The organism is Bradyrhizobium sp. KZN70725 (assembly GCF_055264925.1).
In genome coordinates this window covers 153,168-177,135 of record NZ_JBUYWT010000007.1, presented here as the reverse complement: position 1 = coordinate 177,135, position 23,968 = coordinate 153,168, and the positions used below count along the sequence as shown (strand labels likewise).

Here is a 23,968-nt window from a genome sequence, read left to right as displayed (position 1 = left end):
CGGCGTACTGGATGACCGCCTTCGCGGGGCATGACAGCGATGTTTGACTTTGCACCGTGGACACATCCAGCCCGGTTGCCTCCATCGCCGCCGCCGTTTATCAAAAAACCTCGGGATCAGATGGCGCCGCTTGATACGGGTGGCTGGGGCATTTCAGGCGTTTCATGCGGTTTACCTCCCTGGTTGTCGAACTGATCCGCGCCCGGCCGCGCCTCGTGGTCTGGATCGTGGTGCTGGCGCAGGCCGCGATCTGGCTGTTCCTGCCGGCCATCTTCTACGGCAGTCCGCCCGGCAACCTCGCCACCATCCTCGCCTTCGGCCGCGAATATCAGGTCGGCACCGACATGGGGCCGCCGCTCGCGTTCTGGCTCGCCGACATCGCCTTCCGCGCCGTCGGGAATCACGTGTTCGGCGTCTATCTCCTGGCGCAGATCTGCGAGATCGTCACCTTCATCGCCTTCTACGCCTTGGCGCGCTCCATCGTCGGTGGCCCGCAGGGCGTGCTGGCAGTGCTGCTGTCGATGACGGTCGTGGTGTTCTCCTCGCCAAGCGTCGAGTTCGGTCCGCTGATCCTGGCGCGCCCGCTCTGGGCGCTGCTGTTGCTGCATTCCTGGCAACTGATCGGGCAGAACCGGCGCAGCGCCTGGTTCGCCTGGTCGATCGATTGCGGCCTCCTGCTGCTGACGACGCCGGCGGCGATCGGCATGATCCTGCTCGTGACCGGCTTTGCGCTCGCAACCGAGCGCGGGCGGCGCATGCTCAAATCGGTCGATCCGATCTACGCGCTGCTCGTCATCATCGTGCTGGCGCTGCCCTACCTGATCTGGATGCTCCGCGCCGACGTCCTGGCGCTGCCGGCCTTGCCGGCACTCGCCGATCTCAAGGCGCGCGCGCTGCGCTGGGGCGTGGTGCTCGGCGGGCTGATCGTGGCGACCGCCGCGATCGCGCTGCTGGCGATCCTCAATTCGCGCTGGTTCGCCGGCAAGACCGAGGATGCCCCGATCATCAACCGCCCGCCGGTCAGTCCGCTGGCGCGGCAATTCGTGTATTTCTTCGCGTTTGCGCCGGCGATCGCGAGCAGCTTCGTCTCCGCGCTGTTCAATCTCGATCGCGCCTTCGGCGGCGCCGGAGTGGCGCTGTTGATGTCCGGGCTTGCCGTCGTGGTCGCGACCGGCGAACTGATCCCGCTCAGGCGGCAGCGGCTGCTGCGTTCGGTCTGGGCCTTGGCGGTCGCGGCGCCTGCAGCGCTCGCGCTGGCGGCGGCGCTGTTCCTTCCCTGGACCAGCACCACGGAGGCGTCCACCTCGCTGCCGGCAGCCGCGATGGGCCGCTTCTTCGATGACAGCTATGAGCGCCGCACCAACCAGCGCCTGCGCGCGGTGGCCGGCGATCCCGAACTTGCCAGCCTGATTGCGATGAACCGCCGGCGCCCGCATCTCTTGCTCGACGCCACGCCGCAGCGGACGCCGTGGCTGTCGGTCGCAAAATTCAACGAGACCGGCGGCGTCGTGGTGTGGCGCGCACAGGACACCGCCGGCACGCCGCCGCCCGACATCGCGCAGCGCTTCCCCGGCCTCGTGCCGGAAGTGCCGCGTTCGTTCGACCGGCTGGTCAACGGACGGCAGCCGGTGCTGCGGATCGGCTGGGCGATCGTGCGGCCGAAAGGGACGTGATTTGACGTGACGTGGAGCCGTAGCCCGGATGAAGCGGAGCGAAATCCGGGGCCGCCCTTTTACGCCACCTGATCCACCCGGATTGCGCGGAGCCTGTCATCGGGCGCGCGTCCGCGCGACCCGTTGGCTCCATCCGGGCTACGAAGCTACGCGCTCGCCACCTGCAACACCTTCGCGATCGCGCGCAGATCCTGCCACGACAGCCGCTTGTACGACGGCGAGCGCAGCAGATAGGCGGGATGGAAGGTGGCGACGGCGCGGATCGTGCGGGTGCCGGTGTCGTAGTCGATCCATTTGCCGCGCGTGCGCATGATGCCCTCGCGCGTGCCGAGCAGCGCCTGCGTCGAGGGATTGCCGAGCGTCACCAGCACGTCGGGATTCACGAGTTCGATATGGCGCTGGATGAAGGGCAGGCACACCTGCGTCTCCTGCGGCGTCGGCGTGCGGTTGCCGGGCGGCCGCCACGGGATCACGTTGGCGATATAGGCTTTGCTGCGGTCGAGCCCGATCGCCGCGATCATGCGGTCGAGCAGCTTGCCGGAGCGGCCGACGAACGGCAGGCCCTCGATGTCCTCGTCGCGGCCCGGCGCCTCGCCGACGAACATCACGCGCGCCTGCGGATTGCCGTCGGCGAACACCAGCCTGGTTGCGGTGTGCTTCAACGCGCAGCCGTCGAAATTCTCCATCAGCGTGCGCAGGGCTGCAAGCGTCGGCGCAGTCCGCGCAGCCTCGCGCGCGGAAGCGATCGCGGCATCCGGCGCCACGGTGATTTCGCTGCGCGGAACTGACGGCATCGGCGGCGGACGCAGCGGATTGAGTGCAACTGATGGGCGCGGCGCGGCTGGGGCGGGAACTGGCTCCGGCTCCTCGAGCCGGTTGATCGGCGCATCGCCAAGCGCGCAATCGACCCCGGCCTCAAGGTAAAAGGCCAGCAATTGCTGCAGTGTAGGGGTGGGCTCGGGCGGCAGGGCCATCATGGGCGCAATCTAGAGCATCGACCAGAAAAGTGGAGGGCGGTTTTCGGAAAAGATTATTCTCTTGCGGTACCCGGGCCGTGCAAACCCATGGAAGCGCAATTCCATGGTTGTCCTTCCGCCAAAAATCGGAAACAACGACCCGTGAAAAGCTTAGAAGCGTTCTCAATGGGCTGAGATCAAAGATCATGAATGCTGAAGACCTTCCTCCGCGCGAGTCTATGGAATTCGACGTCGTCATCGTCGGCGCCGGCCCGTCGGGCCTGTCGGCCGCGATCCGGCTGAAGCAGCTCAATCCGGAGCTCTCGATCGTCGTGGTGGAGAAGGGCTCCGAGGTCGGCGCGCACATCCTCTCGGGTGCGGTGATCGATCCGGCCGGGCTCGACAAGCTCGTGCCCGATTGGCGCGACGACGCCGATTGTCCGCTGAAGACGCAGGTCAAGGACGACCGCTTCTACTGGACGACGTCGCAAGGCTGGTTCCGCCTGCCGAACTTCATCATGCCGCCGCTGATGAACAATCATCACTGCTACATCGGCTCGCTCGGCAATGTCTGCCGCTGGCTGGCACCGAAGGCGGAAGCGCTCGGCGTCGAGATCTATCCGGGCTTTGCCGCGGCCGAAGTGCTTTATGACGACAAGGGCGCGGTGCGCGGCATCGCCACCGGCGACATGGGCATTGCCAGGGACGGCAGCCACAAGGATTCCTACACCCGCGGCATGGAGCTGCTCGGCAAATATACGCTGTTCGCCGAAGGCGCACGCGGCTCGCTGTCCAAGCAGCTGATCGCGAAGTTCAATCTCGATGCCAACTCCGAGCCGCCGAAGTTCGGCATCGGCCTCAAGGAGGTCTGGCAGATCGACCCGGCGAAGCACAAGAAGGGTCGGGTGCAGCACACGCTCGGCTGGCCGCTGAACGACAGGACCGGCGGCGGCTCGTTCCTCTATCATTACGACGACAACCGCGTCGCGGTCGGCTTCGTCGTGCATCTGAACTACAACGATCCCTATCTGTCGCCGTTCGACGAATTCCAGCGCTTCAAGACCCATCCCGATGTCCGCGAGCTGTTCGAGGGCGGCAAGCGGCTCGCCTATGGCGCGCGCGCCATCACCGAGGGCGGCTACCAGTCGGTGCCCCGGCTCTCGTTCCCGGGCGGCGCGTTGATTGGCTGCGCGGCGGGCTTCGTCAACGTGCCGCGCATCAAGGGCGTCCACAACGCAATGGGCTCCGGCATGCTCGCCGCCGAGCATGTCGCGGCCGCGCTCGGCGCCGGACGCGCCAATGACGAGCTCGTCGAGTACGAGAACGCCTGGCGCTCGTCGGCGATCGGCAAGGACCTGTTCAAGGTCCGCAATGCCAAGCCGTTGCTGTCGAAGTTCGGCAGCATGCTCGGAACGGTGCTCTCCGGCTTCGACATGTGGTGCAACACGCTCGGCTTCTCGCTGTTCGGCACCCAGCCGCACGCCAAGCCGGACCGCAAGACGCTCGATCCGTCCAAGCAGCACCAGCCGATCGCCTATCCGAAGCCGGACGGCAAGATCTCGTTCGACAAGCTGTCGTCGGTGTTCCTGTCCAACACCAACCATGAGGAGGACCAGCCGGTCCATCTCAAGGTCGCCGACCTCAATCTGCAGAAGACCTCGGAACACGACGTGTTCGCCGGTCCGTCCAACCGCTATTGCCCGGCCGGCGTTTATGAATGGGTCGAGGAATCGACGGGTCCGCGCTTCCAGATCAACGCCCAGAACTGCGTCCACTGCAAAACCTGCGACGTGAAGGACCCCAACGGCAACATCACCTGGGTTCCGCCGGAGGGCGGCGGCGGTCCGAACTACGAGGCAATGTGAGGCCAGGGTGAGCTCGAGGCGGCCGACCACATTTGCGTGAGGCGGCCGCGCGAGTTGCCGCAACCTCCGCTTGGCCTCTCAGCGCGTGGAGCGGCCGGATTGCACTTCAGGTTACAACGGAAGACGCAAAAAGGGGTGCCGTGGCACCCTTATCTCGCGCCTTTTTGCGTCCGCGCGCGAATATGCCCGGCCCGGTCACGATACCGCCATAGTGGAAGCGTCTTGCGGAGGCTGGCTGGATCGGCGGGCCTAAAGGCCTAATCTGCCAATTGATTCGTCATGGGTTGCCTTTGGGCGATCCTTGCGGATAAGCGCCAAAAGCGGCATTGTCCCCCGCCGTGATGCCGCCGCTTGGGTTCGCATTTTGAGACTGATCGCAAGATCTTGGCCGTAAAATCCATCTTGGCGTAAATCCCTGGAGCAAGGCGACCGTGATGCTGTCCACCCGATTCCACCGCCTGACGATTGCCGTTCTCGCTGCCGCAGCGCTTGCCGTGCCTGCGCAGCTTGCAGCGCAAACGCCGGACCATCCGACCGACAATGCCGCGCAATTCCCGTCCAAGAACGACCTGAAGTCGCTGACCACCGCCGGCAGCTATCTCGCCGCCCGCCACGCCAGCGTCGAGCGCGATGCGACCTCGGCCGCGACGTTCTACCGCTCGGCGCTGCGCACCGACCCGAAGAATTCCGAGCTGCTCGACCGCGCCTTCATCTCCTCGCTTGCCGACGGCGATATCGAGGAGGCGGTCAAGCTCGCCGACCGCATCCTCACCCAGGACAAGGCCAACCGCGTTGCGCGCCTCGTCGTCGGCGTGCGCGATCTCAAGCTGAAGAAATATGCCGCCGCGCAGTCCAACATCAACCAGTCGGTGCGCGGCCCGATCACCGATCTCGTCGCGACGCTGCTGTCGGCCTGGGCCGCCTATGGCGCCGGCGACAGCAAGGCCGCGGTCGCCTCGATCGACAAGCTGACTGGCCCGGAATGGTATCCGATCTTCAAGGACCTGCATGCCGGCATGATCTACGAGTTGTCCGGCAAGGAGAGGGATGCCGGCGCCCGCTTCGAGCGCGTCTACAAGCTCGATGATTCGATGCTGCGCACGGTCGACGAATATGCGCGCTGGACCTCGCGCAACAAGGACGCGGCCGCCGCGACCGCGATGTACGAGGCCTTCGACAAGAAGCTGCCGCGTCACCCGCTGGTGCTGGAAGGCATCAAGGAGACCAAGGCCGGCAAGAAGCTGCCGCCGCTGGTCGAGTCACCGCAGGCCGGCGCGGCCGAGGCACTGTACGGCATCGGCGCGACGCTGACCCGCCGCGGCGGCGAGGACCTCGCGCTGGTCTACCTGCAGCTCGCGCTCTATCTGCAGCCCAACCATCCGCTGGCGCTGCTGTCGCTCGCCGATCTCTATGAATCGGTGAAGAAGCCGCAGATGGCGATCAAGGTCTATGAGCGGATGCCGGCGTCCTCGCCGCTGAAGCGCAACGCGCAGATCCAGCTCGCGACCAATCTCGATGCCGCCGACCGCAGCGACGAGGCGATCAAGATCCTCAAGGAAGTCACATCGGATCAGCCGAAGGACATCGAGGCGATCCTGGCGCTCGGCAATATCGAGCGCGGCCGCAAGAAGTTCGCCGACTGCGCCACCACCTATTCGCAGGCGATCGACGCACTGCCGGCCGGCGGCGACAAGAACGCCTGGGTCACCTATTACTATCGCGGCATCTGCGAGGAGCGCGCCAAGCAGTGGAACAAGGCCGAGGCCGACATGCGCAAGGCGCTCGAGCTGCAGCCCGAGCAGCCGCATGTGCTGAACTATCTCGGTTATTCCTGGATCGACCAGGGCATCAACCTCGACGAAGGCATGAAGATGATCAAGCGTGCCGTCGATCAGCGCCCCGACGACGGCTACATCGTGGACTCGCTCGGCTGGGCCTATTACCGGATCGGCAATTACGAGGAGGCGGTGAAGAACCTCGAGCGCGCGATCGATCTGAAGCCGGAAGATCCGACCATCAACGACCATCTCGGCGACGCTTACTGGCGCGTCGGCCGCACCCTGGAAGCCAAGTTCCAGTGGGCGCATGCCCGCGACCTCAAGCCCGAGCCGGAAGAGCTGCCGAAGATCCAGGCCAAGATCGACAACGGCCTGCCGGATGACACCTCCAACGCCGCCGCTGCCGAGAAGAAGAAGGACGACGACGGCAAGGGTGGCTGAGCGGCGGTCGTCGCGCTGCATCTTCATAAAATACCGTGATGCCCGGGCAAAAGCGCGAAGCGCATCTTCGCGCAAGATGTCCCGGGCATTGACGTTTGCCCGTCATGGCCGGGCTTGACCCGGCCATCCATCCCTTCGAGAAATTCGTTCTTGGTTGATAGATGCCCGGGTCATAGGCGAGCGGAAGCGACGCCGTCCTTCAGACGGCTATGCCCGGGCATGACGAGTCATGGCGGAATTTCCATCCAAACAAAGGGATAGGATCGTACGGCGATTTACGCTAATCGCATCACGATGTTTGTTTTTTAGGGGTTTATCGCCGTGCCGGCGCTGATTGAAGAAGGGCGTGCCAAGGTCAACCTGACGCTGAAGGTTGTCGGGCGGCGCGTCGACGGGTTTCACGACTTGGAGAGCGTCGTCGCGTTTGCCGATTGCGCCGATCGCCTGATGCTCGAGCCGGGACCCGAGCTGTCGCTTTCGATGGCGGGGCCGCTGGCCGATGCCTGCGGCGACACCTCTGACAATCTGGTGCTGAAGGCCGCGCGGCTGCTCGGCGAGCGCGTCGCGGACCTCGAGGTCGGCCACTTCACGCTGGAGAAGGTGCTGCCGGTTGCGGCCGGCATCGGCGGCGGCTCGGCGGACGCCGCGGCGGCGCTGCGGCTGTTGGCGCGGCTCAATGAGCTCTCGCTCGACGATAGCCGGATCATGGAGGTCGCGCTGCAGACCGGCGCCGACGTGCCGGTGTGCGTCGCCTCGCGGGCCTGCGACATGACCGGCGTCGGCGAAGGCCTGCTGCCGCTCGACCTGCCGAAAATGCCGTGCGTGCTGGTCAATCCGCGCGTGCCGGTTGCGACCAGGGACGTCTTCAATGCGCTCGGCCTGCGCAATGGCGAGCTCCTGATCGGCGCCACCGACGTCGTGATGCAGGCGCCGTCATGGCCGGAAGCCGGGCGCGCGATCGACGATTGGATCGCGGCGCTGGAGCGCGGCACCAACGATCTCGAAGCCCCCGCGGCGCGCATCCAGCCCGTCATCAGTGACGTGCTGTCCGCGCTGCGTGAGACCCGGGGCGTTCGTCTGGTGCGCATGTCGGGCTCGGGCGCGACCTGCTTTGCCGTGTTCGGAACCGACGCCGACGCCGAGGCGGCCGGCGAACAACTCCGCGCCGGTCACCCCGGCTGGTGGGTGCATGCGGGCACGCTGAGCTAGTGCGCGCCCATTCTCTCTCCGTCATTCCGAGGCTCGCGCCAGGAGGCGCGCAATTGCGCACTGGGGAATGACGACGGAGAGGGGTGCGACAAAACAACCCGACGGGCAACTCAGCAAAACCTGTCAATCCTCGCGCGCGAAAATATTTCGCTTTATCCGAATCGCGAAGCTCGGACAGTGTCGCGAGAACGCGGAAGTTTGACTCACTGACCGTGCCACCTATTCGGTGTCGTCCCTGCCTAGTGCGCAATTGCGCACTAGGCAGGGACGACAGGGGCATTTGCGGCGCGCCCATCCCGCCCCAACGCCGGGCAGCCTTGCGGGGCCATTGCTTGGCAAGCCAAACCCCGTTTGCCATAACAGGATGAAACAACAACGTTGCGCGTGCGGGGCCGTTCGGAATCCGCCTGCAGCCAAAGAGCCGGGAGGATGCCATGGCCAATATCCGAGTTCTCGCCACCGATCTGGAGTTTCCCGAAGGTCCCGTCGTCATGCCCGACGGTTCGGTCGTGCTGGTCGAAATCCGCGGCCAGCGGCTGACGCGGGTCTATCCCGACGGGCGCAAGGAGATCGTCGCCAAGGTGCCGGGCGGCCCGAACGGCGCGGCGCTCGGTCCCGACGGCAAGATGTACATCTGCAACAATGGCGGCTTCTCCTGGATTCCGACCCGCAACATGATCATGCCGGGGCCGCAGCCCGAGGATTATCTCGGCGGCTCGATCCAGCGCGTCGATCTGCAATCCGGCAAGGTCGAGACCGTGGTGACGAAATGCGGCGAGCACGCGCTGCGCGGGCCGAATGACCTGGTGTTCGACAGGCAGGGTGGCCTGTGGTTCTCCGACCTCGGCAAGCGCCGCGCCCGCGACATGGATGTCGGCGCGTTCTATTATCTGAAGCCCGGCATGAACGAGATCGTCGAGGCCGTGCACGGCATCCTGCCAGCCAACGGCATCGGCCTGTCGCCGGACGAGAAGACCGTCTACATCGCGGAGACGCCGACCGCGCGGCTGTGGGCGTATGAAGTTTCCGAGCCCGGCACCGTCAAGCCGCGCGACGTGATCTATCGCGGCGAGCGCGGCAAGCCGATCGCCGGCCTCGGCGGCTACCAGATGTTCGACTCGCTCGCGGTCGAGGCATCGGGCAATGTCTGCGTCGCGACGCTGGTGTCGGGCTGCATCTCGGTGATCGCGCCCGACGGCACCGTGGTCGAGCAGATGCCGACCGGCGACCGCGTCACCACCAACATCGCCTTCGGCGGCCCCGAGCTGAAGACCGCCTACATCACGCTGTCGGGCAAGGGCGAGCTGATCGCGATGGACTGGCCGCGGCCGGGATTGCCGCTGAATTTTCTGAATAGATGACGATTGCGGTTCGCGAAGCGCAATCGTCATTCCGGGATGGTGCGAAGCGCCAGACCCGGAATCTCGAGATTCCCCGATGCGCAATTGCGCATCTGAGGTTCGATGCTGCGCATCGCCCCGGAATGACAAAGATGGAGAGATCTCGAATGCCCTGGCTTGAACCGGTCACCCTTCGCGGCGCGCATGCGCGGCTGGAGCCGTTGTCCCACGATCATCGCGACGGGCTGGTCGAGGCGGTGAAGGACGGCGAGCTGTCAAAGCTCTGGTACACCGCGATCCCACAGCCGGAGAACATGGCCAAGGAGATCGACCGCCGGCTCGGCCTGCAAAAGGCCGGATCGATGCTGCCGTTCACGGTGTTCGACGCCGACGGCAAGATTTCCGGCATGACGACCTACATGAACGTCGACACGTCGAACCGTCGCGTTGAGATCGGCTCGACCTGGTACGCCAAGCGTGTGCAGCGCAGCGCGGTCAATACGCAGTGCAAACTGCTACTGCTGACCCATGCCTTCGAGAAGCTTGATTGCATCGCGGTCGAGTTCCGCACGCATTTCTTCAATCACCAGAGCCGGCGTGGCATCGAGCGTCTGGGTGCGAAGCAGGACGGCATTCTGCGCAGCCATCAGATCGCGTCCAACGGCACGTTGCGCGACACCGTGGTTTACAGCATCATCGCCAGCGAATGGCCGACGGTGAAGGCGCATCTGACCTATCAACTCAACGAAAAGCCGCGCTGACACGATAGTCGGCGCCAGAAACGAGACGATGGAAACGTTCGATTATGTGATCATCGGCGCAGGCTCCGCCGGGAGCGTGCTGACCAACCGCTTGAGTGAAGACGCAGGCACCAAGGTGTGCGTGCTCGAGGCGGGGCCGAGCGACTGGCATCCCTACATCCATCTGCCGGCCGGCTTCATCAAGACCTTCCATATGAAGAGCGTGAACTGGGCCTATCAGCAGGAGGTGGGTCCCTACACCGGCGGGCGCAGCATCTATGCGCCGCGCGGCAAGACGCTCGGCGGCTCGTCCTCGATCAACGGCCACATTTATAATCGCGGCCAGCGCCAGGATTTCGACACCTGGGCGCAGCTCGGCAATCGCGGCTGGGGCTATCCTGACGTGCTGCCCTATTTCCGGCGCATGGAGAGGCGGATCGGCGAGGGCGACGACACCTATCGCGGCCGCGACGGCAACCTCACCGTCACCACCATGGACTGGCAGGATCCACTCTGCGAGGCCTTCATGGCAGGCGCGGTCAGCCTCGGCATTCCGCGCAATCCTGATTACAACGGCCAGATACAGGAAGGCGTGTCGTACTGCCAGCGCACCATCCTAAACGGCCGCCGGGTCAGCGCCGCGACCGCGTTCCTGCATCCGGCACGGCGGCGGCCCAATGTCGATGTGCGCACGCATGCGCATGTCACCGGCATCATCTTCGAGGACAAGCGCGCGGTCGGCGTGCGCTACAACCGCGGCGGCAAGCACGGCGATCCCCTGGAGATCCGCGCCACCAAGGAGGTCATCCTCTCCGGCGGCGCCTACAACTCGCCGCAGCTGTTGCAGCTCTCCGGCGTCGGCGCGCCCGAGCTGTTGCAGGCGCACGGCATCGAGGTGCGCCACGCGCTGCCGGGCGTCGGCGAAGGTTTGCAGGATCATTACGCGCCGCGCTCGGTGGCGCGGGTCAAGAACATCAGGACCATCAACGAGCTTCGCCGCGGCTTCAGCCTGTGGGGCGAGGCGATCAAATGGGCGACGACGCGGCGCGGCCTGCTGTCGCTGTCGCCTACCATGGTCTACTGCTTCTGGCATTCCGGCGAGACCACCGAGAGCTCCGATCTGCAGCTCACCTTCACGCCGGCGAGCTACAAGGAAGGCGTGCAGGGCCAGCTCGAGGACGAGCCCGGCATGACGGTGGCGTCATGGCAGCAGCGGCCGGAGAGCCGCGGCTATGTCCGGATCCGCTCCGCCGATCCTTTCGCGCCGCCGATCATCCAGACCAACTACCTCGCCGAGGAGATCGACCGCCGCGTCGTCGTCGCCGGCATGAAGCTGGCGCGCCGGCTGCTCGCCTCCGAGCCGCTCAGTCCGTATTACGCCTATGAGGACTTTCCGGGCCCGAAGGTCACGAGCGACGACGAACTGCTCGCGGCCGCGACCGAGCGCGGCACCACCACCTTCCATCCCGGCTGCACCTGCCGGATGGGACCGGCGGACGCGCCGTGGGCGGTGGTCGACGACCAGCTTCGGGTCCATGGCATGGAGGGCCTGCGCGTGATCGACGCCTCGATCATGCCGCGGATGATCTCAGCCAATCTCAACGCCTCGACCTTGATGATCGCCGACAAGGCCTCCGACATGATCCGCGGCAAGGCACCCGAGGCGGCTGCGAAGCTGCCGGAGTATGCGTGACGGAATAGAGGCGTACGCGACGTTGCTTTTTGATCAGCGCGCTGTGTCTAACACCGTCATGCTGATGAGGCCGCGAAGCGGCCGTCTCGAAGCACGACGGCCCGAGTGGGGCCGTGCATCCTTCGAGACGCGCTACGCGCTCCTCAGGATGACGGGACTAATATCAGGAGCTCAGCCGTAGACGAACGCCTTGTCCTTGAGGTCGATCGCCGGGAATTCGTCCTTCTCGGCCCAGTAATCCTGGTTGTGCTGCCACTCCGGCTTGTCGCCGCGCTTCGGCAAGAGGTGCATGCCGCGCATCATGTAGCCGGGGTTGAAGTTCTCCGGATCGATCCACGGCAGCAGCGGCATGTTGTGGTCTTCGGGGCGCAGTTCCGGCGTCACCTTGTTCGCGCCGGTCGCCTTCATGTGCTGCAGCAGGCGGCAGACGAAGTCGCCGACCAGATCGACGCGCAAGGTCCAGCTGGCGCGGAAATAGCCGAACACCCAGACGAGGTTCGGCACGCCGGTGAACATCATGCCGCGATAGGTCACGGTATCGGCGAAGTCGAGCGGCTTGCCGTCGATCTCGAAGTCGATGCCGCCGTTGGCGGAGAGGTGGAAGCCGGTCGCGGTGATAATGATGTCGGCCTCGAGCTGCTTGCCGGACTTGAGCAGGATGCCCGTCTCGGTGAAGCGGTCGATCTCGTCGGTGACGACCGACGCCTTGCCGCCCTTGATGGCGTGGAACAGGTCGGCATCCGGCACGAAGGCGATGCGCTGCCGCCACGGCCGGTAGCTCGGCGTGAAGTGGGTGGCAATGTCGTAGTCCTTGCCGAGGACGGCTTCGACCGCCGCCAGCAGGTCCTTCTTGGCGCCCTCGGGCTCGGCGAAGGTCCGCCTGGTGAAGGCGTCCTGCTCGAACAGTATCTTGCGGCGGGTGATCTCGTGGATCCAGTGCTCGTCGACCTGCAGCCTGCGCAGCTCCTCGGCGATCTCGATGGCGTTGCGGCCGGTGCGGAAATAGGTCGGCGAACGCTGCAGCATGGTGACATGGCCGGCGTCCTTGGCCATCGCCGGGATCAGGGTCGCGGCGGTGGCGCCGGAGCCGATCACGACCACGCGCTTGCCCTTGTAGTCGAGGTCGTCGGGCCAGGTCTGCGGATGCACGACGGTGCCCTTGAACTTCGCCATGTCGGTCCATTCGGGCGTATAGCCCGCGTCGTGGCGATAATAGCCCTGGCACATCCAGAAGAAGTTGGTGGTGAAGCGCAGCCGCTCGCCGGTGTCGATGCGCGTCGCATCGATGGTCCAGAGATTGGTTTCGTTCGACCACTTCGCCGCGGTGATGGTGTGGCGATAGCGGATGTGACGGGCGATGTCGTTCTCCTCGATCACCTCGCCCATGTACTTCAGGATCTCGGCCGCGGTCGCGATCGGCGCGCTGGTCCACGGCTTGAAGCGATAGCCGAAGGTGTGCAGGTCGCTGTCGGAGCGGATGCCGGGATAGCGGTGGGTGGACCAGGTACCGCCAAAAGTCTTCTGCGTCTCCAGCACCACGAAGCTGGTGCCGGGGCATTGCGTGGTGAGGTGGTAGGCGGCGCCGACGCCGGAGATGCCGGCGCCTGCGATCAGGACGTCGAAGTGCTCTGTCGTGACGGGCTCGGCGGCCCGGATCTGGGTTTGGACGTTCATCTTCCCTGGTCTTCTTGCTTGTTGGCTTGTTTGTTGAGCTGCAGAAGCAAAACGCCGGAGCCATCGCCCCGGCGTTTGCCGATATCGGAACTAGACTTCGCGGCGGCTGAGGAAAGCGAGCCGCTCGAACAGATGCACATCCTGCTCGTTCTTGAGCAGCGCGCCATGCAGCGGCGGGATCAGCTTGCGCGGATCGCGCTCGCGCAGCATCTCGGGGGTGATGTCCTCGTTCAACAGCAGCTTGAGCCAGTCGAGCAGTTCCGAGGTCGAGGGCTTCTTCTTCAGGCCCGGCACCTCGCGGACTTCGAAGAAGATCCGCAGCGCCTCTTCCACCAGGCGCTTCTTGATACCGGGGAAATGCACGTCGACGATCTTGCCCATCGTCTCGTTGTCGGGGAACTTGATGTAGTGGAAGAAGCAGCGGCGCAGGAAGGCGTCCGGCAGTTCCTTCTCGTTGTTCGACGTGATCATCACGATCGGGCGCAGCTTCGCCTTGATGGTCTCGCCGGTCTCGTAGACGTGGAATTCCATGCGGTCGAGTTCGAGCAGCAGATCGTTGGGGAATTCGATGTCGGCCTTGTCGATCTCGTCGATCAGCAGCACCGGGCGCTTCTCGTTGGTGAAGGCCTCCCACAGCTTGCCGCGCTTGATGTAGTTCTTGATGTCGGACACGCGGGCGTCGCCGAGCTGGCTGTCGCGCAGTCGCGAGACGGCATCGTATTCGTAGAGGCCCTGCTGCGCCTTGGTGGTCGACTTGATGTGCCAGGTCAAAAGCGGCGCGTCGATCGCCTTGGCGACTTCCTCGGCCAGTACGGTCTTGCCGGTGCCGGGCTCGCCCTTCACCAGCAGCGGGCGCTCGAGCACGATGGCGGCATTGACGGCGACCTTGAGGTCATCGGTGGCGACGTAGTCCTTGGTACCCGTGAATTTCATCTATCTGTTTGCCTTGCTTCGTTCGTCGGCGGCCCGGGCCCCCACACGAAACGACCGCTCTCGCAGCGGTCGCATGTCCTCTCCGATATCTTGTCCGCTACAATTCTAATTGAAAAAGCCGGGCGGTCTAGCGCGGATTCCGCAGCGCAGCGGTACCGATGTGGGCTTCCGCATGGAATGTCATGCATCATCTTTCCGCTCTGCGGAATGATCGCCGGCGTGGCGCGACCTTGCCGCGATGGCGCGGGCGCCGCCACGGACCGACGGCGGCGGAGGTAACCCGGTGAAAGTGGATGGCTGATCTCGGGATGAAGCACGGCCGGGGGCCCTTGACGCCACCGGCCCAGCGGGCGATCTAGGTGGGTATGTTCCTGCAGTTTTTCACATCGCTGCGCGACGCCCAGGTCCCCGTGACGCTACGGGAATATCTGACCTTGATGGAAGCGCTTGACGCCGATCTCGCCGAGCAGACGGTCGAGAACTTCTACTATTTGTCGCGCGCCGCGCTGGTGAAGGACGAACGCAATCTCGACAAGTTCGACCGCGTGTTCGGCACCGTGTTCAAGGGGCTCGAGAGCCTGCTCGACGCCATGGGCAAGGCGGAGATCCCCGAGGAGTGGCTGAAGAAGCTCGCCGAGAAATATCTCACCGAGGAAGAGAAGAAGCAGATCGAGGCCATGGGCTGGGACAAGCTCATGGAGACCCTGAAGAAGCGGCTCGAGGAACAGAAGGGCCGCCACCAGGGCGGCAGCAAGTGGATCGGCACCGCCGGCACCTCGCCGTTCGGCGCCCATGGCTATAATCCCGAGGGCGTGCGGATCGGGCAGGAGAAGAACCGCAACAACCGCGCCGTGAAGGTGTGGGACAAGCGCGAGTTCAAGGATCTCGACGGCAATGTCGAGCTCGGCATCCGCAACATCAAGGTGGCGCTGCGGCGGCTGCGCAAGTTCGCGCGCACCGGCGCGCCAGACGAGCTCGACCTCGACACCACGATCAAGGAGACCGCCAACCACGGCTATCTCGACGTGCACATGCGCCCCGAGCGGCGCAACGCGGTCAAGGTGCTGGTGTTCTTCGATATCGGCGGCTCGATGGATTCGCATATCGAGCAGGTCGAGGAACTGTTCTCGGCCGCCAAGAGCGAATTCAAGCACATGGAGTATTTCTACTTCCACAACTGCCTCTATGAAGGCGTCTGGAAGCAGAACAAGCGGCGCTTCACCGATCGCACGCCGACCTGGGACGTGCTGCACAAATATCCGCACGACTACAAGGTGGTGTTCGTGGGCGACGCCTCGATGTCGCCTTACGAGATCATGGTTCCCGGCGGCTCGGTCGAGCATGTCAATGAAGAGGCCGGCTCGGTCTGGCTCGATCGAATCATCCGCACCTATCCGCACGCGGTGTGGCTCAATCCGGTGGCGCAGAAGCACTGGGACTATTCGGAATCGACCACCATCATCCGCCGCCTGTTCTCCGAACGCATGTATCCGATCACGATCGAAGGTCTGGAGAACGCGATGCGGGAGTTGGTGCGGTAACCAATCCCGTCATTCCGGACGGTCCATGGGATCGATCCGGAATCTCGAGTTGATGAAATTCGATCGTCATTCCGGGTTCGATGCTGCCGCATCGCCCCAGAATGACGATCAAGAAAAGCCAGGGAGAGCCCCATGCCCCAGAACATCCACCGCGGCATCAAGGTGATGATCGACGAGGCCAATGCCGAGATCGAGACCATCAGCGCGGCCGACGCGATCACGCTGATCGGCAAGAACGACGTCGTCATCGTCGACATCCGCGATCCCCGCGAGATCGAGCGCGACGGCAAGATCCCCGGCGCGTTCTCCTGCACCCGCGGCATGCTGGAGTTCTGGATCGATCCGAACAGCCCCTATGCCAAGCCGATCTTCCAGGAAGACAAGAAGTTCATCTTCCACTGCGCCGGCGGCCTGCGCTCGGCGCTCGCCGCCAAGACCGCAAAGGACATGGGCCTGAAGCCGGTCGCGCATATGGGCGGCGGCTATGCCGCCTGGCGCGAGGCCGGCGGGCCGATCGAGGCGTGGGAGCCGAAGAAGAAGGGCTAGGCAGGATGTCACACGCGGGCTTGACCCGCGTGTCCATCGCTTCAAGGCAAGATGGATTGCCGGATCAAGTCCGGCAATGACGATGGAGAAACACGCAAGATGACGATGACCGACGATCCGCTCGTTTCGACCGAATGGCTGGCTGCGCATCTCGGCGATGCCAACGTCAAGGTGCTCGACGCGACCTTCAAGCTGCCCGGCGTGCTGCCATTGCCGAAGGACGATTATCTCGCCGCGCATCTGCCGGGTGCTGTGTTCTTCGATGTCGACGCGGTGTCCGACCATGCCAATCCGCTGCCGCACATGTTTCCGAGCGCCGAGCAGTTCGGCCGCGACATCGGTGCGCTTGGCATCGGCAATGCCGACACCGTGGTGATCTACGATTCCGGCGGCTGGGTCGCGGCACCGCGCGCCTGGTGGATGTTCCTGTCCTATGGCCATCGCAACGTGCGCATTCTCAACGGCGGTTTGAAGAAGTGGCGCGCCGAGGGCAGGGCGGTCGAGAGCGGCGAGGTGAAGCCGAAGCCTGCGACCTTCAAGGCGAGCTACGATCCGCAGCGCGTGCGCAGCATCGAGCAGATGATCGCCAATGTCGAAAGCCGTGCCGAGCAGGTGATCGATGCGCGCGCCGCCGACCGCTTCGAAGGCCGCGCGCCGGAGCCGCGTCCGGGCATCCGCGCCGGCCACATCCCAGGCGCCCGCAACGTGCCCTACAACCAATTGTTCGATGCCGCGACCGGCGAGATGAAGCCGCTCGATGACCTGCGCAAGTCGTTCGTGGGCGCCGGCGTGAAGCTCGATGCGCCCATCGTCACGAGCTGCGGGTCCGGCGTCTCGGCCGGCGTGCTGACGCTTGCGCTCTACCGGCTCGGCGTCACCGAGAGCGCGCTCTATGACGGCTCGTGGTCGGAATGGGGGCAGGCGAGCGGCCCGCCGATCGCAACGGGGCCGGCCTGACAGGTCGTTCCTGCTTGCTAGCGCCGGGTGAGCGGCACCAGGGTCGGCTGGCCGAACGGATCGAGCTGCTGCTGCTGAACGACCTGCCGAACCGGCGGCGCGCGGACAATCCGCCGCCGCTCCTTGCGATGTGCCGGCTTGCTGACCGCGCTGCGCTCCGGCTTCTTCGCCTCAGCGGCCTTCGGCGCTACCGGCACTTCGACAACAACTTCGGGCCCACCCAGCGTTGCGATCTTGGTCGCGGCCGCGATCGCCTCGGGTGATGGCGGCGGGGCGGGCTCCGGCGCTGCCATTGCGGGTGCCGGCGGCGGAAGCGCGGGCTCGCTGGGGGCAGGCGGATCGGCGACGGCGGCGACCTTGGCCTCCGTAGCTGCCGGTGCGGCTTCGGCGGCAGCGGGCGTCGGCTCCGATGCCGCCGAGGGATCTGCGGTCGGAGTCTGAGCCGCAGTGTCGGCGGATTGGGCCGGCGCCGGGGTCCCCGTGGCTTGGGCCTCCGGCTTCGGCGGAGCGGGTGGGACCGGATCATCCGCCGTCACGGCGGCGACCTTCTCCGGCTCGGCTGCAGGGGCGGCGATCTCAGCGGGAGCGGCCGGCTCGGACGGGGCTGCCGGCGTATCGGTCGTCACCTTGTCGGCGGCGGGCGGATCGACCCGCACCATGGCAAGCACCGGCGGGGTCTCGGGCTGCTGCGCGAATTGCGGCTCGGGCGGCGGCGCCCGGCGGGCCGGAATGCTGGCGAACTCTTCATGCGCCGCGCGGAACAGCGCGGCTGCCCCTAACCCGAACACCAGAAGCGAAGTCGCCAGCACGATCGCGGCGAACAGAAAACGAAGGCCGGGGAGCATGGGCGCGGGTTCCCCCTTCTGCGGGAGGGTCTTCGATGTCGAGGGAACGCGGTGACCACACAAGAAAGCCGGCGTCGCGAGCGCGAATCAGGCCGATTCGAAGATATCGCAACGTCCCGGGACTGTTTGTTACAAAATGCGGGTGATTGATGACTTTGGCCACGTGGACAAACATTCCCGACCCGTGAGACATCTTTGCCGCAGCGTTGACGCGAAATCACAAAAGGCCCGGAATAGCCCGGGTTTCGCGGATTTGTCTTGAATGCGCCGCTATCTTCCTGCATTGGGCCGTTAACAGTCCGGTGTGGCTTGGGGACTATAACAGAGCAATGATGATCAACCGCATTCTGACGATTTGCGCTGCCGCGGCTCTCGGCGTGGCAGGAACCTCGCTTGCGCATGCGCAGCAGGGTTATCCGGCGCCCCAAGGCACCGCCTATTCGACGGCGCCCCAGCCCTACCCCCAAGGCAGCATGCCGGATTTCGACGCACTCAATGACGATGACGGGCAGGATTCGGCTGCATTGCCGCCGCCCGGCCCGGTGCTGTCGCCGAACGACCCGCGCTATGGCCGTCCGGCGAATGCGCCCGCCTATTCCGATCGTGGCGCGCCGACCGGTCCGGTGATGTCGCCGGACGATCCGCGCTATGGCCGCCCGATGAATGCTCCTCCGGTCTATTCCGACCGTGGCGCGCCGACTGGGCCAGTGATGTCGCCCGATGATCCCCGCTATGGCCGTCCGATGGGGCCGCCGCCGGTGATCTACGGCGATCGTGTGGGTGCGCAACAAGCCAATCGCGACAATGGCGTTCCGGCCGCCGGTGTTTCCTACGGCGACGACCGCGGCGGCATGCGTCCGCCCGAGGGCGTTACCGGAGCCGTGCCGCAGCAGCAGGCGCCGGTTGATGCCAACGGCAAGCCGGTGCAGATCGCGGCGCTGCCGCCGGACGAGCAGCCAGAAGACGCCCCGGCGCAACTGCCGCCGAAACTGCGTCGCCAGGAAGTGTCGTTCGCGACCAAGGAGCCGGCAGGCACGATCGTTGTCGATACGTCGAACACCTACCTCTATTACATCCTGGGCAACGGCCGGGCGATCCGTTACGGCGTCCGTGTCGGCCGCGACGGCTTCACCTGGACCGGCGTGCAGAAGATCACCCGTAAGGCCGAGTGGCCGGATTGGCATCCGCCGACCGAGATGATCGAGCGTCAGCCCTATCTGCCGCGCTTCATGGCCGGCGGACCCGGCAACCCGCTCGGCGCCCGCGCGATGTATCTCGGCTCGACCGTGTACCGTATTCACGGCACCAACCAGCCGTCGACCATCGGCAAGTTCGTCTCGTCGGGCTGCATCGGCATGCTGAACGAGGACGTCTCCGACCTGTTCGAGCGTGCCAAGGTCGGCACCCGCGTGGTTGTGCTGCCCGGTGGTCCGCCGCCGGGAACGGCGACGGCTTCTGCCGCGCCCGCGAACCCGATGGCTCCCTCTGCGGCCCAGGCTCAGGCGGCCGCGCCGCTGCCCGGCACGCAGCCGACCACGGTGCAGCCGCTGCCCGCACCGGTGACGGTGCGCTAGGCCAACCGGCAAGTTCATCATTGAAAAAGGCGCGCGAACAGCGCGCCTTTTTTTGTTGCAACAAGCCGCGCATTTCGACGTTGCAGCTTGGGAAGCAATGCGATGCAGGACGTCTGCGAGACCTATCCGCCGCTGAATGCGCCAAAGCCTGTCGCCGATGACGTATGGATGATCGATGGTCCGATCATCCGGTTCGGTCCGCGCTGGTTCAAGATGCCGTTTCCAACGCGCGCGACGATCGTTCGTCTGCCGGGTGGGCGGCTGTTCATTCACTCGCCGACACCATTGCTGGCCGAGCTCAAGGCCGCAATCGTTGAGCTGGGCGTACCGCGCTGGATCATCGGTCCGAACCGTCTGCATTACTGGTGGATTCCGCAATGGAATGCTGCCTATCCCGACGCGCGCATCTTCCTTGCGCCCGGGATCAAGCAACAGGCGGACAATCGGCTGACCTTCGAAGGCGAGCCACTGGAACGATCATCCGGCTATCCCTGGGATGAGTGGATCGCGACGCTGCCGGTGGCAGGCAGCTACATGACGGAGGTCGTGTTCTTCCATCTGCCGTCGCGGACATTGCTGCTGACGGACCTGATCGAGAATTTTGAGGCCGGACGAGTCCGCTCGCCGTTGATGCGGTTCCTGATCTGGCTCGGCGGCGTGCGCGATCCCGACGGCAGCACGCCAACCGATCTGCGCTCGACCTTCCTGCAGGACAGGGACGCGATGAAGGCCGCCGTCGACCGCATGATCGAATGGGATCCGGAGCGGATCATTCTCGCCCACGGGCGCTGGTACGACCGGGACGGCCGCGCCGAGCTCGAACGCGCGTTCCGCTGGCTCGGCTAGCCGCAGTGAATGCCGCTGTCAGGCCAGGCGCCGCGGCGGCTCGTTGCCCTTGGTGAAGGCATCGATGCACTCGACCATCTGCTGATAATGCGCCTGCAGGCTCTCGCGCGTCGCGTAGCCGAGATGCGGCGTGATCACGACGTTGTCGAGCTTGCGCAGCGGGTGATCCGACGGCAGCGGCTCGACCGAGAACACGTCGATGCCGGCGCCGGCGATCGTCTTGTCGCGCAGCGCCGCGAACAGGGCGTCCTCATCGACGATCGGCCCGCGCGCGGTGTTGACGAGATAGGCCGATGGCTTCATGCGGGCGAGATCGGCGGCGCCGACCAGTCCGCGCGAGCGCGGGCTCAGCACGACATGGATGGTGATGATGTCTGATGTCGCGAACAGCTCGTCCTTGCTGGCATAGCCGACGCCGGCCCCCTTGCACTTCTCGGGCGTCAGATTGGGACTCCAGGCGATGACGTTCATGCCGAACACCTTGGCCATGCCGGCGACCTTGCTGCCGAGCTTGCCGAGGCCGATGATGCCGAGCGTCTTGCCCTCGATCTCGGTACCGGCAAAGGTCTGCCAGGCCTCGCCGGCGTGCATGCGCGCATTCTCGCGGCCGATGCCGCGCGTCAGTTCCAGGATCAGGCCCATGGTCAGCGGCGCGGTGGGATCGCGGCTATATTGGGTGCCGCACAACACCACCTTGCGGTTCTTGGCGGCCTCCATGTCGATCGCCGCGTTGCGCATGCCTGACGTGATCAGGAGCTGCAGCCTGGGCAGCGCGTCGAGCAGGCTCTTCGGGAACGGGGTGCGCTCGCGCATCGCGCAGATGATCTCGAAATCCTTCAGCTTCGTCGCCGCTTCCGCCTCGCTCGCGAACGGCTTGTCGAACACGGTGACGTCGACCCGGTCCTTGACCTTCGGCCAGTCGGCCACCGAAAGCGCGATGTCAAAATAGTCGTCGAGGATTGCACAGCGGAGCCGCGTCATCGGGGAGGTCCATTCAGGGTGAGGACGACGGCGGGAGATCAACCGTCGGGATACCCGTCATGGTCGCGCGCAATCGGCAGGCGCGCAAGCGGCCGCGGTTTCAAAAAGCGGCGATTGTCACACGCGCGGCGACGGCTTCTTCGTGGCGCGGATATCGGCGAGCATCGAGCGGACCGCCGGCGACAGCGCCATCTGCTTGGCACGGCAGGCCGGACCCGGGCCGCGCATATAGTGCAGTTCCGGCCGGTAGGGATTGAAAGCCTTGGCGACGAAGGCGCGCCAAAAGGCGCGGAATTCGGCGAACAGCGTCGCCTCGCCTTTGGTCGTCGGGCGCGGAAGGGGTGCTGAAATGATGGTAGCCATGACGTGGCCTCAACTGTTTTGGCCGCGGTTCTGCCGCGAAAATCGCCGTTTTTCGACGTTGAGAACGAGTTTTGGCCTGATTTATTAAAAGATGGTTTCAATTGTCGTGATTCGGCGCACACATGACGTCGAACCCGTAATCATCCGTGGTGAAGCCGCGAAACGTGGTGAACGGACGGAAAACAGAGGTCCCGCGGTTGCGCTTTCGGGGGCCGGCCGTTACATCGGCGGCAGCAAAATTTCCACAAATCGGATCAATTCCAGGGACAGCGGATGGCTCGCCAGTTCATCTATTTCATGCAGGGTCTGACCAAGGCGTACCCGACCCGCAAGGTGCTCGATAACATCCATCTGAGCTTCTACCCGGACGCCAAGATCGGCGTGCTCGGCGTCAACGGCTCGGGCAAGTCGACGCTGCTCAAGATCATGGCCGGCCTCGACAAGGAGTATAACGGCGAGGCCTGGGTCGCCGAGGGCGCCCGCGTCGGCTATCTCGAGCAGGAGCCGCACCTCGATCCGGCACTCAACGTTCGTGAGAACGTCATGCAGGGCGTCGCCAAGCAGAAGGCGATCCTCGACCGCTACAACGAGCTTGCGGTCAACTATTCGGACGAGACCGCCGACGAGATGACCAAGCTGCAGGACGAGATCGAGGCCCAGGGCCTGTGGGATCTCGACAGCAAGGTCGACCAGGCGATGGACGCGCTGCGCTGCCCGCCCGACGATGCCGATGTCACAAAACTGTCCGGCGGTGAACGCCGCCGCGTGGCGCTGTGCCGCCTACTGCTCGACCAGCCGGAATTGCTGCTGCTGGACGAGCCGACCAACCATCTCGACGCCGAATCGGTGTCGTGGCTGGAAGGCCATCTGCGCAACTATCCCGGCGCGATCCTGATCGTGACCCACGACCGCTACTTCCTCGACAACGTCACGGGCTGGATCCTCGAACTCGACCGCGGCCGCGGCATCCCGTACGAGGGCAATTACTCGTCCTGGCTGGTGCAGAAGCAGAAGCGACTCGAGCAGGAAGGCCGCGAGGACGCCGCGCACCAGAAGACGCTGGCCCGCGAGCAGGAATGGGTGGCGTCCTCGCCGAAGGCGCGCCAGGCCAAGTCGAAGGCGCGCTACCAGCGCTATGAGGATCTGCTCAAGAAGGCGAGCGAGAAGCAGACCCAGACAGCGCAGATCATCATTCCGGTCGCCGAGCGGCTCGGCGCCAACGTCGTCGACTTCGAAGGTCTCAGCAAGGGATTTGGCGATCGCCTGCTGATCGACGATCTCACCTTCAAGCTGCCGCCCGGCGGCATCGTCGGCGTGATCGGTGCCAACGGCGCCGGCAAGACCACGCTGTTCAAGATGATCACCGAGCAGGAGACGCCGGACAAGGGCACCATCACGGTCGGCGAGACCGTGCATCTCGGCTATGTCGACCAGTCGCGCGACGCGCTCGAGGGCAACAAGACGGTGTGGGAGGAGATCTCCGGGGGCAACGAGCTGATCCTGCTCGGAAAGAAGGAAGTCAATTCGCGCGGCTACTGCTCGGCGTTCAACTTCAAGGGCGCTGACCAGCAGAAGAAGGTCGGCGCGTTGTCAGGCGGTGAGCGCAATCGCGTGCATCTCGCCAAGATGCTGAAGTCGGGCGCCAACGTGCTGCTGCTCGACGAACCGACCAACGACCTCGACGTCGACACGCTGCGCGCGCTGGAAGAGGCGCTCGAGGATTTCGCCGGTTGCGCCGTCATTATCAGCCATGACCGCTGGTTCCTCGACCGCATCGCGACCCACATCCTGGCCTTCGAGGGCGACAGCCATGTCGAATGGTTCGAGGGCAACTTCCAGGATTACGAAAAGGACAAGATGCGCCGGCTCGGCCAGGACAGCATCATTCCGCATCGCGTGAAGTACAAGAAGCTGACGCGCTGACCAGTATGAACGGTCGAACGCGGCATCTCGCCGCGCTCGACCGTTCTTCGTTGGCAGGATCGTGACGGCATCGCGGCGCAATGTGCGGCC

19 protein-coding genes are annotated in these 23,968 nt (G+C 65.0%); 13 read left to right on the top strand and 6 right to left on the bottom strand.

The annotated features are described in order from the left end of the window. The first annotated feature begins 164 nt into the window (after positions 1-164). Entirely contained in the window at positions 165-1,673 is a 1,509-nt protein-coding gene (locus ACZBJS_RS09525; RefSeq protein WP_316395752.1) for a glycosyltransferase family 39 protein, read from the top strand. A 146-nt stretch (positions 1,674-1,819) separates the two neighbouring features. Here the strand turns inward: ACZBJS_RS09525 and ACZBJS_RS09520 are convergent, their stop codons facing one another. Beyond that, a complete protein-coding gene (locus ACZBJS_RS09520) occupies positions 1,820-2,650 on the bottom strand; it encodes a uracil-DNA glycosylase (protein WP_410469720.1) in 831 nt (276 codons plus the stop codon). 185 nt (positions 2,651-2,835) lie between these two features. Here ACZBJS_RS09520 and ACZBJS_RS09515 point away from each other — a divergent pair, with 185 nt between their 5' ends. The 6 genes from ACZBJS_RS09515 (at position 2,836) to ACZBJS_RS09490 (ending at position 11,695) form a co-directional block, all read left to right on the top strand. Then, entirely contained in the window at positions 2,836-4,494 is a 1,659-nt protein-coding gene (locus tag ACZBJS_RS09515; protein WP_316395751.1) for an electron transfer flavoprotein-ubiquinone oxidoreductase, read from the top strand. 434 nt (positions 4,495-4,928) lie between these two features. Further along, positions 4,929-6,713, top strand: a complete 1,785-nt coding sequence (locus ACZBJS_RS09510) for a tetratricopeptide repeat protein (protein WP_463438659.1) — start codon at positions 4,929-4,931, stop codon at positions 6,711-6,713. Positions 6,714-7,034: 321 nt separating this feature from the next. Then, positions 7,035-7,922 carry a 4-(cytidine 5'-diphospho)-2-C-methyl-D-erythritol kinase gene (locus ACZBJS_RS09505; RefSeq protein ID WP_057019120.1) on the top strand — a complete coding sequence of 296 codons (888 nt, stop codon included), beginning with the start codon at positions 7,035-7,037 and terminating at the stop codon, positions 7,920-7,922. Positions 7,923-8,356: 434 nt separating this feature from the next. Then, a complete protein-coding gene (locus tag ACZBJS_RS09500) occupies positions 8,357-9,283 on the top strand; it encodes an SMP-30/gluconolactonase/LRE family protein (RefSeq protein WP_463438658.1) in 927 nt (308 codons plus the stop codon). A 146-nt stretch (positions 9,284-9,429) separates the two neighbouring features. Beyond that, positions 9,430-10,023: a GNAT family N-acetyltransferase gene (locus ACZBJS_RS09495; RefSeq protein WP_316395750.1), complete on the top strand. Its 594-nt coding sequence runs from the start codon at positions 9,430-9,432 to the stop codon at positions 10,021-10,023. A gap of 28 nt (positions 10,024-10,051) precedes the next feature. Beyond that, positions 10,052-11,695: a GMC family oxidoreductase gene (locus ACZBJS_RS09490; protein WP_316395749.1), complete on the top strand. Its 1,644-nt coding sequence runs from the start codon at positions 10,052-10,054 to the stop codon at positions 11,693-11,695. 171 nt (positions 11,696-11,866) lie between these two features. Here ACZBJS_RS09490 and ACZBJS_RS09485 read toward each other — a convergent pair whose 3' ends face one another. Then, positions 11,867-13,369 carry a flavin-containing monooxygenase gene (locus tag ACZBJS_RS09485; protein WP_057019124.1) on the bottom strand — a complete coding sequence of 501 codons (1,503 nt, stop codon included), beginning with the start codon at positions 13,367-13,369 and terminating at the stop codon, positions 11,867-11,869. 90 nt (positions 13,370-13,459) lie between these two features. After that, positions 13,460-14,302 (bottom strand): AAA family ATPase, encoded by an 843-nt coding sequence (locus ACZBJS_RS09480; RefSeq protein WP_016847781.1) that lies wholly within the window; start codon positions 14,300-14,302, stop codon positions 13,460-13,462. A gap of 365 nt (positions 14,303-14,667) precedes the next feature. Here ACZBJS_RS09480 and ACZBJS_RS09475 point away from each other — a divergent pair, with 365 nt between their 5' ends. From ACZBJS_RS09475 to sseA, 3 genes are all read left to right on the top strand, one after another. After that, positions 14,668-15,843 (top strand): vWA domain-containing protein, encoded by a 1,176-nt coding sequence (locus ACZBJS_RS09475; protein WP_016847779.1) that lies wholly within the window; start codon positions 14,668-14,670, stop codon positions 15,841-15,843. Positions 15,844-15,975: 132 nt separating this feature from the next. Then, the gene (locus tag ACZBJS_RS09470) at positions 15,976-16,389 is read left to right on the top strand and encodes a rhodanese-like domain-containing protein (protein WP_316395747.1); all 414 of its coding nucleotides are present in this window, start codon (positions 15,976-15,978) and stop codon (positions 16,387-16,389) included. A gap of 99 nt (positions 16,390-16,488) precedes the next feature. Then, positions 16,489-17,346, top strand: coding sequence for a 3-mercaptopyruvate sulfurtransferase (gene sseA, locus ACZBJS_RS09465; RefSeq protein WP_253625586.1), 858 nt, complete (start codon positions 16,489-16,491; stop codon positions 17,344-17,346). A gap of 17 nt (positions 17,347-17,363) precedes the next feature. On the opposite strand, the gene ACZBJS_RS09460 is transcribed toward sseA, so the two are convergent. Beyond that, positions 17,364-18,191, bottom strand: coding sequence for a hypothetical protein (locus tag ACZBJS_RS09460; RefSeq protein ID WP_253625587.1), 828 nt, complete (start codon positions 18,189-18,191; stop codon positions 17,364-17,366). Positions 18,192-18,520: 329 nt separating this feature from the next. On the opposite strand from ACZBJS_RS09460, the gene ACZBJS_RS09455 reads away from it, so the two are divergent. Both ACZBJS_RS09455 and ACZBJS_RS09450 read left to right on the top strand, forming a co-directional pair. After that, positions 18,521-19,765, top strand: a complete 1,245-nt coding sequence (locus tag ACZBJS_RS09455; RefSeq protein ID WP_253625588.1) for a L,D-transpeptidase — start codon at positions 18,521-18,523, stop codon at positions 19,763-19,765. Between the two features lie 102 nt (positions 19,766-19,867). Continuing rightward, a complete protein-coding gene (locus ACZBJS_RS09450; protein WP_229193191.1) occupies positions 19,868-20,611 on the top strand; it encodes a DUF4336 domain-containing protein in 744 nt (247 codons plus the stop codon). Between the two features lie 18 nt (positions 20,612-20,629). On the opposite strand, the gene ACZBJS_RS09445 is transcribed toward ACZBJS_RS09450, so the two are convergent. Together ACZBJS_RS09445 and ACZBJS_RS09440 are read right to left on the bottom strand one after the other, a co-directional pair. Beyond that, on the bottom strand, positions 20,630-21,592 hold the full coding sequence (locus tag ACZBJS_RS09445; RefSeq protein WP_316395743.1) for a D-2-hydroxyacid dehydrogenase family protein: 963 nt from the start codon (positions 21,590-21,592) through the stop codon (positions 20,630-20,632). 117 nt (positions 21,593-21,709) lie between these two features. After that, positions 21,710-21,955 (bottom strand): hypothetical protein, encoded by a 246-nt coding sequence (locus ACZBJS_RS09440; protein ID WP_057019128.1) that lies wholly within the window; start codon positions 21,953-21,955, stop codon positions 21,710-21,712. A 273-nt stretch (positions 21,956-22,228) separates the two neighbouring features. Between ACZBJS_RS09440 and ettA the strand changes: the two genes are divergently transcribed. Continuing rightward, the gene (ettA, locus tag ACZBJS_RS09435; protein WP_057019129.1) at positions 22,229-23,878 is read left to right on the top strand and encodes an energy-dependent translational throttle protein EttA; all 1,650 of its coding nucleotides are present in this window, start codon (positions 22,229-22,231) and stop codon (positions 23,876-23,878) included. Positions 23,879-23,968: the final 90 nt, after the last annotated feature.

What these genes read in the sequence shown, in the direction of transcription:
- ACZBJS_RS09525 (WP_316395752.1), top strand. Translation starts at nt 165, where the DNA reads ATGCGGTTTACCTCCCTGGTTGTCGAACTGATCCGCGCCCGGCCGCGC.
- ACZBJS_RS09520 (WP_410469720.1), bottom strand. Translation starts at nt 2,650, where the DNA reads ATGATGGCCCTGCCGCCCGAGCCCACCCCTACACTGCAGCAATTGCTG.
- ACZBJS_RS09515 (WP_316395751.1), top strand. Translation starts at nt 2,836, where the DNA reads ATGAATGCTGAAGACCTTCCTCCGCGCGAGTCTATGGAATTCGACGTC.
- ACZBJS_RS09510 (WP_463438659.1), top strand. Translation starts at nt 4,929, where the DNA reads ATGCTGTCCACCCGATTCCACCGCCTGACGATTGCCGTTCTCGCTGCC.
- ACZBJS_RS09500 (WP_463438658.1), top strand. Translation starts at nt 8,357, where the DNA reads ATGGCCAATATCCGAGTTCTCGCCACCGATCTGGAGTTTCCCGAAGGT.
- ACZBJS_RS09495 (WP_316395750.1), top strand. Translation starts at nt 9,430, where the DNA reads ATGCCCTGGCTTGAACCGGTCACCCTTCGCGGCGCGCATGCGCGGCTG.
- ACZBJS_RS09490 (WP_316395749.1), top strand. Translation starts at nt 10,052, where the DNA reads ATGGAAACGTTCGATTATGTGATCATCGGCGCAGGCTCCGCCGGGAGC.
- ACZBJS_RS09485 (WP_057019124.1), bottom strand. Translation starts at nt 13,369, where the DNA reads ATGAACGTCCAAACCCAGATCCGGGCCGCCGAGCCCGTCACGACAGAG.
- ACZBJS_RS09480 (WP_016847781.1), bottom strand. Translation starts at nt 14,302, where the DNA reads ATGAAATTCACGGGTACCAAGGACTACGTCGCCACCGATGACCTCAAG.
- ACZBJS_RS09475 (WP_016847779.1), top strand. Translation starts at nt 14,668, where the DNA reads ATGTTCCTGCAGTTTTTCACATCGCTGCGCGACGCCCAGGTCCCCGTG.
- ACZBJS_RS09470 (WP_316395747.1), top strand. Translation starts at nt 15,976, where the DNA reads ATGCCCCAGAACATCCACCGCGGCATCAAGGTGATGATCGACGAGGCC.
- sseA (WP_253625586.1), top strand. Translation starts at nt 16,489, where the DNA reads ATGACGATGACCGACGATCCGCTCGTTTCGACCGAATGGCTGGCTGCG.
- ACZBJS_RS09460 (WP_253625587.1), bottom strand. Translation starts at nt 18,191, where the DNA reads ATGCTCCCCGGCCTTCGTTTTCTGTTCGCCGCGATCGTGCTGGCGACT.
- ACZBJS_RS09455 (WP_253625588.1), top strand. Translation starts at nt 18,521, where the DNA reads ATGATGATCAACCGCATTCTGACGATTTGCGCTGCCGCGGCTCTCGGC.
- ACZBJS_RS09450 (WP_229193191.1), top strand. Translation starts at nt 19,868, where the DNA reads ATGCAGGACGTCTGCGAGACCTATCCGCCGCTGAATGCGCCAAAGCCT.
- ACZBJS_RS09445 (WP_316395743.1), bottom strand. Translation starts at nt 21,592, where the DNA reads ATGACGCGGCTCCGCTGTGCAATCCTCGACGACTATTTTGACATCGCG.
- ACZBJS_RS09440 (WP_057019128.1), bottom strand. Translation starts at nt 21,955, where the DNA reads ATGGCTACCATCATTTCAGCACCCCTTCCGCGCCCGACGACCAAAGGC.
- ettA (WP_057019129.1), top strand. Translation starts at nt 22,229, where the DNA reads ATGGCTCGCCAGTTCATCTATTTCATGCAGGGTCTGACCAAGGCGTAC.